The sequence below is a fragment of the Streptomyces sp. NPDC027189 genome, from assembly GCF_055566975.1.
This window is the reverse complement of record NZ_JBVHRI010000020.1, coordinates 49312-61944: the sequence shown is the minus strand read 5'-3', so window position 1 is coordinate 61944 and position 12633 is coordinate 49312. Positions and strand designations below refer to the sequence as shown.

At 69.5% G+C, this 12633-nt stretch carries 9 protein-coding genes; 4 read left to right on the top strand and 5 right to left on the bottom strand.

Features of this window, described 5'->3' with window-relative positions:
• Positions 1-2: 2 nt before the first annotated feature.
• The 3 genes from ACZ4RZ_RS35810 to ACZ4RZ_RS35800 all read right to left on the bottom strand — a co-directional run bounded on the left by ACZ4RZ_RS35810 (position 3) and on the right by ACZ4RZ_RS35800 (position 3380).
• Positions 3-965 carry a carbohydrate ABC transporter permease gene (locus ACZ4RZ_RS35810; protein ID WP_467751031.1) on the bottom strand — a complete coding sequence of 321 codons (963 nt, stop codon included), beginning with the start codon at positions 963-965 and terminating at the stop codon, positions 3-5.
• Positions 965-2251: an ABC transporter substrate-binding protein gene (locus ACZ4RZ_RS35805; protein WP_467751030.1), complete on the bottom strand. Its 1287-nt coding sequence runs from the start codon at positions 2249-2251 to the stop codon at positions 965-967. The genes ACZ4RZ_RS35810 and ACZ4RZ_RS35805 overlap by 1 nt, the downstream gene beginning before the upstream one ends.
• A gap of 82 nt (positions 2252-2333) precedes the next feature.
• Positions 2334-3380 (bottom strand): carbohydrate kinase family protein, encoded by a 1047-nt coding sequence (locus tag ACZ4RZ_RS35800; RefSeq protein WP_467751028.1) that lies wholly within the window; start codon positions 3378-3380, stop codon positions 2334-2336.
• Between the two features lie 126 nt (positions 3381-3506).
• Here ACZ4RZ_RS35800 and ACZ4RZ_RS35795 point away from each other — a divergent pair, with 126 nt between their 5' ends.
• From ACZ4RZ_RS35795 to ACZ4RZ_RS35780, 4 genes are all read left to right on the top strand, one after another.
• The gene (locus tag ACZ4RZ_RS35795; protein ID WP_406178218.1) at positions 3507-4256 is read left to right on the top strand and encodes a DeoR/GlpR family DNA-binding transcription regulator; all 750 of its coding nucleotides are present in this window, start codon (positions 3507-3509) and stop codon (positions 4254-4256) included.
• 52 nt (positions 4257-4308) lie between these two features.
• A complete protein-coding gene (locus tag ACZ4RZ_RS35790) occupies positions 4309-5646 on the top strand; it encodes a 6-phospho-beta-glucosidase (protein ID WP_467751027.1) in 1338 nt (445 codons plus the stop codon).
• A 28-nt stretch (positions 5647-5674) separates the two neighbouring features.
• On the top strand, positions 5675-8722 hold the full coding sequence (locus ACZ4RZ_RS35785; RefSeq protein WP_467751026.1) for an alpha-mannosidase: 3048 nt from the start codon (positions 5675-5677) through the stop codon (positions 8720-8722).
• Between the two features lie 175 nt (positions 8723-8897).
• The gene (locus ACZ4RZ_RS35780; RefSeq protein WP_467751024.1) at positions 8898-9782 is read left to right on the top strand and encodes a sulfotransferase family protein; all 885 of its coding nucleotides are present in this window, start codon (positions 8898-8900) and stop codon (positions 9780-9782) included.
• Positions 9783-9786: 4 nt separating this feature from the next.
• On the opposite strand, the gene ACZ4RZ_RS35775 is transcribed toward ACZ4RZ_RS35780, so the two are convergent.
• Together ACZ4RZ_RS35775 and ACZ4RZ_RS35770 are read right to left on the bottom strand one after the other, a co-directional pair.
• Entirely contained in the window at positions 9787-10773 is a 987-nt protein-coding gene (locus tag ACZ4RZ_RS35775) for a D-cysteine desulfhydrase family protein (protein ID WP_467751022.1), read from the bottom strand.
• Positions 10774-10877: 104 nt separating this feature from the next.
• A complete protein-coding gene (locus ACZ4RZ_RS35770; protein ID WP_467751020.1) occupies positions 10878-12560 on the bottom strand; it encodes a carbohydrate binding domain-containing protein in 1683 nt (560 codons plus the stop codon).
• Positions 12561-12633 lie beyond the last annotated feature (73 nt).

Sequence of the window (12633 nt, the reverse complement as noted above, 5' to 3'; positions counted from 1 at the left end):
TCCTAGTCTTCGCCCCGGCGCTGCACCAGGCGCCAGTTGATGATCGAGAAGAGGATGACGACCAGGAAGATGCCCCAGGCGACGGCGGCGCCGTATCCGAAGTCGTTGTTGTCGAAGGTCTGCTGGAAGAAGTAGAGGACCATCGTCTGGCCCGCGTGTCCCGGACCGCCCGCGAACGACGAGTTGTTGTCCGTGGTCTGCAGCAGCACCTGCGGTTCGGAGAAGCTCTGCAGTCCGGTGACGGTCGAGATGACCAGCACGAAGAGCAGCACCGGACGCAGCAGCGGCAGCGTGATGCGGAAGAAGGTCTGCACGGGCCCGGCGCCGTCCATCCGCGCCGCCTCGTACAGCTCGCCCGGGATCGTCTGGAGCCCGGCGAGGAAGATGATCGCGTTGTAGCCGGTCCACTGCCAGGTCATCAGCGTCGCGATGGCGACCTTGATGCCCCAGGGACTGTTCAGCCACGCCACCTGGTCCAGGCCGAGCGCCTGCAACACGGCGTTCATCAGGCCGAAGTTGGTGGAGAAGACCGAGCCGAAGATGATCGCGACGGCCACGATCGAGGTGACGTTCGGCAGGAAGAACGCGAAGCGGTAGACGTTCTTGAAGCGGACCGCCGAGTTGAGCAGCACGGCCGTCACCATGGCGAGGAAGATCATCGGGAAGGTGGCCAGCGCCCAGATGATGATCGTGTTCCCGATCGCGGTCCAGAATTGACTGTCCGACAGCAGATAGCGGTACTGCGACAGCCCGGCGAACTCCATCGAGCCGAGCCCGTCCCAGCGATGGAAGGACAGGTAGAGCGAGAAGCCGACCGGGATCAGGCCGAAGGCGAGGAACAGGAGATAGAAGGGGGAGATCGCGGCGTACAGCCGCCAGTAGCTCAGGATGCCTTTCTTCTGGTGGACGACGGGGGCACTGGCGACGACCGCCGGGGGTGTCTCGACCACGGGTGCGGTAGCCATCAGTAACTCACCCCCAGGTGGTCCGCGATGCGCCGGCACTTGCTCATGGCGTCCCTCCAGGCCTGCTTCTCGTCCTTGCCGAGAACGGAGAAGTTCCGCAGCTCGTCGTTGATGGGGGTGCTGAGCGCGATGTCGTACGGGCTGTTGAAGGCGACCGGGATCTTCTGCGCGGCCGGGCCGAAGACGTCCATGGTGATCTGGTTGCCGAAGAACGCGTCGGGTTCACGGAGCTTCTTCATGCCGTACGACGCGGGGGTCGACGGGAAGAGCACCGAGTCGACGAAGCCCTGGGCCTGGTTGTCCGCGTCGAGCATCCAGGTGATCATCTCGAAGGCCTTTTCCGGCTCCCGGCACGCCTTGGTGACGGCGAGGAACGAACCGCCGATGTTCGACGGTCCGCCCGGACAGGCCGCCACCCGCCACTTGCCCTTGGTCTTCGGTGTGTTGAGCTTGATGTCGCCGGCCGCCCAGGAGGCGTTCAGCTGGCTGGGCAGCAGGCCTCGCTCGGTTGCCGATATGTTGTCCGGCGTGCCGTTGACGATCTTCGAGACAAGGCCGCGGCGGGTGGCCTCGACCGCGCGGTCCCAGGCGGTGCGCACATGCTCCTGGTCGCCGATGAAGTGCCGGTCCTTGTCGACGAACCGCCTGGTCGTCTGGTTCACCGAGATGCCGAAGACGCTGAGGGCGTCGGTGAGGATGAACGTGCCGGGGATGCGCTTCTTGAGCTGCTCGCCGGCCGCGAAGAACTTCTCCCAGGTGTCCAGCTCCTTGGAGACGTCCGCCGGCTCGTACGGCAGGCCGCCCTTCTTGAAGACGGCCGGCTGGTAGTAGTGGGCGACCGGACCGCAGTCGATCGGGAAGCCCACCATCGAGCCGTCCTCGGCGATGCCCTGATCCCACTTCCAGGGCAGGTACTGGTCCTTGAGCTTGTCGGCGCCGAGCGTGCGCAGGTCCACGAACTGGTCGGAGTTTGGCAGGTACGAGGCCATGTCCTCGCCCTTGAGCCCGGCGATGTCCGGGATGTGGGCGTGCCCGGTCATGGTGGTCATCAGCTTCGAGCGGTAGTAGCCGCCGATCTGGATGGCCTGCAGGTTCACCGAGCTGTCGTAGCGGGTCTTGGCGTCCTGGACGACCTTCGGGCTCAGCCCGCCGCTCCAGTACCACATGACCATGTTCCGGCCGGTGGACCCGGTCGGAACGGCACAGCCGGTCGCCAGGCCGCCGAGTGCCGTGGCGGCCGTACCGGCCAGGCCCGCGCGCAGCAGGCCCCTTCGTGAGAGCCGCACAGCTCCCACCGCCTTTCGGTTCTTTGACGTTCTTCGACGTTCTTCGACGATCTTCGAAAGCGAGAGGTACCGATCGGGGGGTTCAGCGGGGGGTGACGGGCGCGTACTGGACGGGCGGGCCCGGGTCGGCCGGGATCCGGTCGGCCAGGAAGCCGTACGCGCGCCGTAGTTCGGGGTCGTCGAGGGAGTGCCACCAGCGGTGCACGCCGTACCAGCCGGGCGCGGCAAGCGCACCGCCGTGCCGCCGCACGGACAGGCCGGCGGCCAGCACCGCGAAGCGCAGCCGTTCCTCGAGTGGCCAGCCGCCGAGCGAGGCCGCGACGAAGCTCGCGCCGAAGACGTCCCCGGCGCCCGTCGGGTCCAGGACATCGATGTCCAGGGCGGGTACGTCGGCGTACTCGCCTGTCGTCTGGTCCACGGCCACCGCGCCGTCGCCGCCTCGCGTGACCACGGCCACCGGCACCAGTTCGCTGAGGGTGCCGAGTGCGGCCACCGCACTGTCGGTACGTGTGTACGCCATCGCCTCGGCCTCGTTGGGGAGGAAGGCATGGCACAGGGAGAGCTGGTCGAGGAGGTCGGTGGACCACTGCTGGGTGGGGTCCCAGCCGACATCGGCGTAGATCTGCGTGCCGTTCGCGGCCGCCTTGGCGAGCCAGGCGCGCGGCTCGGCCTCGATGTGCACCAGCGCGGTGCGCGCCTCGGGCGGGTCACCCATCAGCGTGTCCTGCGAGTACGGGGGTTCCTGGCCGTGGGTGACCAGCGCGCGGTCGTGGATGGGGGTCCCCCCTGCTCGAGCGGGGCCGAGAGCCTGGGGGAGCGCGAGCGAGACGGTGACCGGGGTGTGCCAGCCGTCCGCGGTGCGGGAGAGCGAGAGGTCGATGCCCTCCTGGTCGGCGAGGACTTCACGGCAGTACGCGCCGTAGTGGTCGTCGCCGAAGACCGTGGCCAGGGAAGTGCGCAGGCCGAAGCGTGAGGCCGCCACGGCCAGGTTGGCGATACCGCCGGGGCTCACGCCCATGCCCGCGGTCCAGATCTCCTCACCCGGCGTCGGCGGCTTGCCCAGTCCGGTGAGGACGAGGTCGTAGAAGAGCAGCCCGGTCAGCAGGACATCGGGCCCTTCGTCGCCCACGGGCGCATCCTCTCGTCAAAAGTCTGCAAGCGGTGCACAGGATCGTGCGCGCCTCTCCGTCATTTGGCAAGAGTCGAGCAGAAACGAGCATAGAAATGACGGGGAATGACGAGTACTGTTCATTCCGTGCTGGCAGAGCGACGACATCAACTCATCCTGCGGGCCCTGCGCTCCGGCGGTCCCGCGGCCGTGACCGATCTCTCCGAACAACTGGGCGTGAGTCCCGCCACGGTCCGCCGTGACCTTTTGAAGCTGGAGGAGGAGGGCCTGCTGACGCGGGTGCACGGCGGCGCGGTCGTGGACGAGGGCGACCAGCCCTTCGCCGAGGTCGCCGAGGTGCGCGTACCCGAGAAGGACGCCATAGCCGCGAAGGCCGCTTCACTCATCGAGGACGGTCAGTCCGTGCTCCTCGACATCGGCACCACCGCGTACCGGCTGGCCCGGCAGCTGCACGGCCGCAGGATCACCGTGATCACCAGCAACCTGGTGGTCTACGAGGAACTCGTGGACGACGAGGACATAGAGCTGGTGCTGCTCGGCGGGATGGTCCGCCGCGAGTACCGCTCCCTGGTCGGCTTCCTCACCGAGGACAACCTGCGCCAACTGCACGCGGACTGGCTCTTCCTCGGCACCAGCGGGGTCCGGCCGGGCGGGCAGGTGATGGACACGACCGTCGTCGAGGTGCCGGTCAAACGCGCCATGATCAAGGCCGGGGAGCGGGTGGTGCTGCTCGCGGACCGGGCCAAGTTCCCGGGGACGGGGATGGCGAAGGTCTGCGGCCCCGAGGATCTGGACGTGGTGGTGACGAACGCGCCGGTGGACGCGGCGACGCGGTCCTCCTTGGAGGAAGCGGGCGTACAAGTGGTCGTGGCGTGAGCCCTCGCCGCGTGTCCTGCGTCAATGCACGAACTGCAAAGGTGGTAATTGCGTGAGGCTGACCATTCTGGGCGGCGGCGGATTCCGCGTCCCGCTCGTGTACGGGGCGCTCCTCGGGGACCGCGCCGAGGGCCGCGTCACCCAGGTCGTGCTGCACGACCTGGACGCCGGACGGCTCTCCGCCGTGGCGCGCGTCCTCGCCGAGCAGGCGGCCGGCGTGCCGGACGCGCCCGAGGTGACCGTCACCACCGACCTCGACGAGGCCCTGCGCGGCGCCGACTTCGTCTTCTCCGCGATCCGGGTCGGCGGCCTCGAAGGGCGCGCGGCGGACGAGCGGGTCGCCCTGGACCAGGGTGTCCTGGGCCAGGAGACGGTCGGCGCGGGCGGTATCGCGTACGGACTGCGCACGGTGCCCGTCGCCGTCGACATCGCGCAGCGCGTGGCCCGTCTCGCCCCCGATGCCTGGGTCATCAACTTCACCAACCCCGCGGGGCTGGTCACCGAGGCCATGTCCCGCCACCTCGGCGACCGTGTGATCGGTATCTGCGACTCACCGGTCGGCCTCGGCCGCCGGATCGCGAAGGTCCTCGGCGCGAACCCGCGCGAGGCCTGGATCGACTACGTCGGCCTCAACCACCTCGGCTGGGTCCGCGGGCTGCGCGTCGCGGGCCGTGACGAACTCCCGCGGCTGCTCGCCGACCCGGAGCTGCTCGGCTCCTTCGAGGAGGGCAAGCTCTTCGGCCCCGAGTGGCTCCAGTCCCTGGGCGCCGTCCCGAACGAATACCTGCACTACTACTACTTCAACCGCGAAGCCGTCCGCGCCTACCAGGAGGCGGAGAAGACCCGCGGCGCCTTCCTGCGCGACCAGCAGGCCCGGTTCTACGACGAGATGAAGCGCCCGGACGCCGGCGCGCTGACCGCCTGGGACCGGACCCGCGCCGAGCGCGAGGCCACGTACATGTCCGAGAACCGGGAGACGGCCGGCGCGGGCGAACGCGACGCCGACGACCTCTCCGGCGGCTACGAGAAGGTCGCCCTCGCCCTGATGCGGGCCATCGCCCGCGACGAGCGCACCACCCTCATCCTCAACGTCCGTAACCGCGGCACCCTCTCCGTCCTCGACACGGAGGCCGTCATCGAGGTGCCGTGCCTCGTCGACGCCAACGGCGCACATCCCGTCGCGGTGGACCCGCTGCCCGACCATGCGACCGGGCTGGTGTGCGCGGTCAAGGCGGTGGAGCGCGAAGTGCTGTCCGCGGCCGAGTCGGGCTCGCGCACCACCGCGGTGAAGGCCTTCGCCCTGCATCCGCTCGTGGACTCCGTGAACGTGGCACGCAGACTCGTCGACGGATACACCTTGGTCCACCCAGGTCTGGCGTACCTTAAGTAAGCGCTTTCCACTTCCCTGGAGACTTCTTATGCACGACGAACGCCGCCGGATCGAGGAGCGCGTAGAGCGCATCCACGACCAGCGCATCAAGGCCGCGATATACGCCGCGTCCGTACCCTTCGAGGTCGAGGCCTGGCAGGCCCCCGGCGAGCCCGTCCCGTTCGAGGAGGCCGCGGCCGCCTCCTACGACCCCTTCGCGATGGACACCCCGTGGGGTCCGCCCTGGGGCACGACCTGGTTCAAGATGCGCGGCCAGGTCCCTGAGGAGTGGGCCGGGAAGCGTGTCGAGGCCGTCATCGACCTGGGCTTCGTCGGCGACTGGCCGGGCAACCAGGCCGAGGCCCTCGTCCACCGCGCGGACGGGACGCCGCTGAAGGCGGTCAACCCGCTCAACCAGTACGTGCCGATCGGCAACCCGGTGGTGGGAGGGGAATCGGTCGACTACCTCGTCGAGGCGGCTTCGAACCCCGACATCCTCGCCAACGACTTCGCGTGCCCGACCCCGCTCGGCGACGTCCTGACCGCCGGCGACAAGCCGCTGTACGTCTTCAAGCGGGCCGACATCGCGATCCTCGACGAGGAGGTCTGGCACCTCGACCTGGACGTCCAGGTGCTGCGCGAGCTGATGCTCGAACTCGGCGAGCACGACCCGCGCCGCCACGAGATCATGCACACCCTGGACCGCGCGCTCGACGCCCTGGACCTGGACGACATCTCCGGCAGCGCGGCGGCCGTCCGCGAGGTCCTCGCCCCGGCCCTGGCCAAGCCCGCGCATGCCAGCGCCCACCGGATCTCCGGCGTGGGCCACGCGCACATCGACTCCGCCTGGCTGTGGCCGATCCGCGAGACCAAGCGCAAGACGTCCCGCACCTTCTCCAACGTCACGTCGCTCGCCGACGAGTACGAGGAGTTCATCTTCGCCTGCTCGCAGGCCCAGCAGTACGCGTGGGTGCGCGACAACTACCCGCAGGTGTGGGCCCGCATCCAGGAGTCCGTGAAGAAGGGCCAGTGGGCGCCGGTCGGCGGCATGTGGGTCGAGGCCGACGGCAACCTGCCCGGCGGCGAGGCGATCGCCCGCCAGCTCATCCACGGGAAGCGGTTCTTCATCGAGCACTTCGGAGTCGAGACCAAGGGCGTCTGGCTGCCCGACTCCTTCGGCTACAACGCGGCCTACCCGCAGCTCGCCAAGCTCGCCGGCAACGACTGGTTCCTGACCCAGAAGATCTCCTGGAACCAGACCAACAAGTTCCCGCACCACACCTTCTGGTGGGAGGGCATCGACGGCACGCGGATCTTCACCCACTTCCCGCCGGTCGACACCTACAACGCCCGTTTCAGCGGTGAGGAGATGGCCCGCGCGACGCGCAACTACCAGGAGAAGGGCGCCGCCACGAGATCTCTGGCCCCCTTCGGCTGGGGCGACGGCGGTGGCGGCCCCACCCGCGAGATCATGGAACGGGCGCGCAGGCTGGCCGACCTGGAGGGCTCGCCCAAGGTGGTGGTCGAGCACCCCGACGCGTTCTTCGCCAAGGCCCGAGAGGAGTACCCGGACGCCCCCGTCTGGGTCGGCGAGCTCTACCTGGAGCTGCACCGCGCCACGTACACCTCCCAGGCCCGCACGAAGCAGGGCAACCGGCGCAGCGAACACAAGCTCCGCGAGGCCGAGTTGTGGGCGACGACCGCCGCGTTGCATGCGCCGGACTACGCCTACCCCTACGAGAAGCTCGACCGGCTCTGGAAGACGGTCCTCCTCCACCAGTTCCACGACATCCTGCCGGGGTCCTCGATTGCGTGGGTGCACCGGGAGGCCGAGGCCGAATACGCGCGGGTGGCCGAGGAGCTGGAAGCGCTGACGGCCGAGGCGGTCGCCGCGCTGGGCGGTGGCGAGTCCCGGGCCTTCAACACCAGCCCGTTCGAGCGGGCCGAGGTGGTACGGACCTCGGTGGGTGTTCCCATGTACACCGAGGTACCCGCGAACGGCAGTGCGCCGCTGGGGGCCGCCGAGCCGCCCCAGCCGGTGGTCGTGACCGGTCGCGTCCTCGAAAACGGCCTCGTACGCGTCGAGTTGGCCGAGGACGGCACCCTGGCCTCCGTACGTGACCTCAAGGCAAACCGCGAAGTCCTGGCCGACAAGGGCAACCTGCTGCGCCTGCACACCGACCTGCCCAACTACTGGGACGCCTGGGACGTCGACAAGCACTACATGAACCGCTACACGGACCTCCTGGACGCCGACTCGATCGCGGTCGTCGACCAGGACCCGCTGCTCGGCGCGATCCGCGTGGAGCGGTCGTTCGGCAAGGGCTCGAAGATCGTTCAGACGATCACCGTCCGGGCCGGCAGCCCCCGTATCGACGTCGAGACGGAGATCGACTGGCACGAGGCCGAGAAGTTCCTCAAGGCCGCCTTCCCGGTGGACATCAGGGCCCCGCACTCCTCCGCGGAGATCCAGTTCGGCCACGTCCAGCGTCCCACCCACACCAACACGAGCTGGGAGGCGGCCCGCTTCGAGGTGTACGGCCACCGCTGGGTGCACATCGGCGAACCGGGCTACGGCGTCGCGGTCATCAACGACTCGACGTACGGCCACGACGTCTCCCGCACGGTCCGCGAGGACGGCGGTACGACGACGACCGTACGGCTGTCGCTCGTGCGCGCCCCGCGCGTGCCCGACCCCGAGGCGGACCAGGGCAAGCACCGCTTCACGTACTCCCTCCTCCCGGGAGCGAGCATCGAGGACGCGGTCGCGGAGGGTTACGCGCTCAACCTGCCGCTGCGGGTGGCCGATTCCGCCGGCCCCGCCGAGCCCGTGGTCTCCGTCGACGGCGAGGGCGTGACGATCGAGGCGGTCAAGCTCGCCGACGACGCCTCGGGCGATGTCGTCGTACGCCTCTACGAGTCCCGCGGCGGCCGTGCCACCGGCACCCTGCGCACCGGCTTCCCACTAGCCGGGGCCCAGGTGACCGACCTCCTGGAGCGCCCGCTCTCGGCTGCGGACACCGACGGGAACGCGGTCCCGGTCGCGCTGCGCCCCTTCGAAGTGCAGACACTGCGCCTGGCTGTGGAGAAGGAGTGACCGCGCTGCCATGAACGTGACCGCCGTTCCCACGAAGAATTAAGGAAGCGGTAAGAGGCCTGGTCACGGTGGGTGCGCCACCCGCCGTGACCACGGCACGTTCCCTGCGCGACACCTGGAGTTCTCCCTTCCCCCCTGTGATGCGGGGGAGACGCGAGAGAAGAGAGGTGTCACCGTGCGAGACCCGCGTATGGCCGCGATCGGCAAGGGGCTGAGGCGCAGGGGGAAGCTGATGGCCGAGGCGGTGCGCCCGCCGCGGCGAATCCTGGACGCCGTGCCGTCGCCCCGGAGTCCCGGGACTCCCGACGAGCGGTCGTACGTCGCCCCGCGCGCCCCGCGCCTGGTGGACTCGCCCGTCTTCGTGCTCTCCTCCGTGCGCTCCGGCTCGACGCTGCTACGAGTCCTGCTCAACAGCCACAGCCAGATCCGTGCCCCGCACGAGATGCATCTGCGCACCGTCCACGTCCACTTGTCCCGCGACTTCACCGTGGATGCCATGAAGGCCCTCGAGCTCGACAAGGACGAGCTGGAACACGCCCTGTGGGACCGGCTGCTGCACCTCGAACTCACCCGCAGCGGCAAGCGGATCATCGTCGACAAGACCCCGCCGAACACCCTCGTCTGGCCCCGCCTGCACCGATGTTGGCCGAACGCCCGCTACATCGTCCTGCTCCGTCACCCGGGCGCGGTCATCACCTCGTTGACCAACCGCCGCTCGGACCCCGACCACGAGGCCATCACCGCCGAGGTCCTCGACTACAGCGAGAAGCTGGAAGAGGCCCGCCAGAACCTCGACGCCCACGTGATCACGTACGAACAGCTCACGGCCGACCCGGAGACGACCACCCGCGGCCTCTGCGACCATCTCGGCGTCCCCTGGGAGAGCGGCATGCTCGACTACGGCACCCAGGACCACGGCACCTTCCGCCCCCAGCTCGGCGACTGGAGCGACACCATCAGGTCGGGCCGCGTGCAGCCCGCCCGCGGCGCCGATCCGGCGGTCGAACTGCCGCCCAGGCTGGCGGAGCTGGCGCGTGCCTGGGGGTATCCGGCGGGCTGACCGGTCACTCGCCGAGGAGGGCGGCCTCCGCTCGCGCGAGCGTCGTGGGGTGGCCGAAGAGTCCGGGCAGACCACCGGTGTGCAGGAAGACGGTGCATTGCCCCGCGGTGATGTCGCCGTCCTCGACGGCCGCGACCAGCCCCGCCATCGCGCGTCCGGTGTAGATCGGGTCGAGGACGATGCCCTCGGTGCGCGCGGCCAGGGTCAGGGCACTCATCACCGGTTCGGTGAGCGTGCTGTATCCGTCTCCGACCTGGTCGAGCCCGATCCGCAGCGCCTGTGGTGCGCAGGGCCTGCCGGACAGCTCGGCGATCAGGTCGGACACGGTCCGGGCGGGGTCGGCGACGGCGCCGCAGTGCACGCCGAGCACGCGTGCGCCGCCGAGCTCGGCGACGAGTCCGGCCATGGTGCCGCCCGAGCCGAGCGCGACGACGACGTTCGCCACGTCGGGTGCCTGGCCCAGGAGTTCGCGCGCGCACTCGACGTAGCCGAGGGCGCCGAGCGCGCTGGACCCTCCGAAGGGGATCAGCGCCGGGACCTCGCCCCGCCGCCGCAGCTCCTCGACCACCTGCCGCGCCCGGGACTCCAGTGGCTCGCCGTCGCCCGCCCAGACGACGGTGGCGCCGAAGAGCCCGTCGAGCGCGAGATTGCCGGAGGCCGACGATCCGGCCGCCCCGGCGAGCACGAGGACGACACGGAGCCCCAGCCGGGCGCCCGCCGCCGCGGTCAGCCGCGCGTGGTTGCTCTGCGGCGCTCCGGTGGTCACCAGGGTGGTGGCGCCCTCCGCCAGGGCCGCCCCGCACGTCCACTCCAGCTTGCGGATCTTGTTGCCGCCGCCGCCCAGTCCGGTGAGGTCGTCGCGCTTGACCCACAGGTCGCCCGCGCCGAGACCCAGTGCGCGGGCCAGCCGGGGAGCGGGTTCGAGCGGGGTGGGCCAGCTGCCCAGTCGGGCGCGCGGCGCGGTGCTCGCATCGGAAGGCGTCGTCGTCACCTCGTGAGTATGACCGCCGCGAGCCTGGGGGCGGACCGGGTGGTGCGGTGGGTCGTCCGGAAGTCCCGGACGGCCCACCGCACGGTCGCGCCGTCAGCCGTGCCTCAGCCCGTGAAGCCGGCCGTGATGGAGGTGAACTGCCAGTTGCTCTGGCTGATCCCGGAGCAGTTGCTCACCACGCCGCCGCCGGGGCAGGGCCGGTCCCGGTTGACCGCCCAGTAGGCGAGCCGGGCGATGTGGTGGGAGTTCGCCCAGTCCCGGATCTGGGTCCAGATCGCCGGGGTGGTGTTCTCCTGCTGGTCGGACAGACCGTTCATGCCGGAGATGCCGATGTGGGAGTAGGCCGTCGCGTCGTCCCACCCGAAGGTGGACTTCAGCTTGGCCTTCAGTCCCTCGGTGGCGTTGACGGTGTTGCCGTACATGTCGGAGCCGCCGCCGAAGTCGAACGGCATGATCGTGAAGACGTCGATGTTGGCGTTGAGCGACTGCGCCTGCTCGATGAGCCGGTTGCCGTAGTAGGTCGGGCCGGTCGTCGAGGTGCCGAAGGTGACGATCGTCTTCAGGCCGGGGTTGTTGGCCTTGACGGTCTTCAGCGCGGTCAGGATCTTCGCCTGGACGGCCTCGTTCTCGAACTCGTCCGTGTTCTCGATGTCCATGTCGATCGCCTTGAGGCCGTAGGCGTCGATCACCTTCTGCAGCGCACCGGCGAGCGCGCTCGCCGACGAGCAGTTGGCGCCGAGCTTGCTGCCCTGCCAGCCGCCGAACGACGGGACGATGTCACCGCCCGCGGAGCGGATCTGGTTGATCACGGTCTGGTCGTTGCCGCCGGTCAGCGGCCGGGCGCTGTCCCACATCGGGTTGCAGCCGCCGCCGTCCAGCATGAACGCCATCGTGTACCACTTGATACCGGTCGAGCTCATCACCGAGGTCGCGCTCGGCGGATCGCCCCAGCCGAGGTAGAGGTAGGGCGCCGCCTGCTTGAAGCCGGTGCCGCCACCGCCCGCGTTCGTCGTGACGCTCACGGAGTTGGAGGCCGCCGAGGTGTTCCCGGCCGCGTCCCGCGCCTTGACGGTGAACGTGTAGGCGGTGCTCGGCGACAGCCCGCTGACCGTTGCGCTCGTGCCCGACACGCTGAGCACCTGGTTCGAGCCGCTGTAGATGTCGTACGCACTCACGCCGACGTTGTCGCTGGACGCGCCCCACGACAGCGACACGCTCGAAGAGGTCTTGCCGGTGGAGGTCAGATTTGTCGGCGCCGTCGGCGCCTGGGTGTCGGAGCCGCCGCCGCCCGGCCCGTCCAGGCTGATGTCATCGGCGTAGTAGGTGCCCTGCGCGTACCAGCCGTGGACATAGATCTTGGCGCTCGTCTGCGAGGCGCCGGTCGTGAAGGACACAGTCAGCTGGCTGTACGCCGACGGGGACGTCGTCCAGGTCGAGGCGCCGCCGTCCACGCCCAGGTACACATAACTGCCGCGCACCCAGCCGGAGAGGCTGTACGTCGTGTTCGGCTGGACCGAGACAGTCTGGCTGCACTGTGCGTTGTCACTCGAACTCGCCGCCCCCGCAAGGGCCTTGGAGCCGCCGTGCACGGGGCTGGAGACCACCGAGCCCAGGTTCCCGGTGCAGGTCCAGGGGGAGAGGCTGCCCGACTCGAAGCCGGGGTTGGTCAGGATGTTGGCCGCCTGGGCCGTACCGGGCAGGGCGACCGCCCCGGCCAGGGCCAGGGCGGCGGTGCCGAGCAGAGCGAAGAAGCGATGTCTGGAACGTCTGAGGTGTGTGATGCGCACGCGATCTCCCTGAAGAAATGGGGTTGTTCGGGAGTGCTGAGAGGTGCGCAACCAAGTTGGTATGGACCAATCT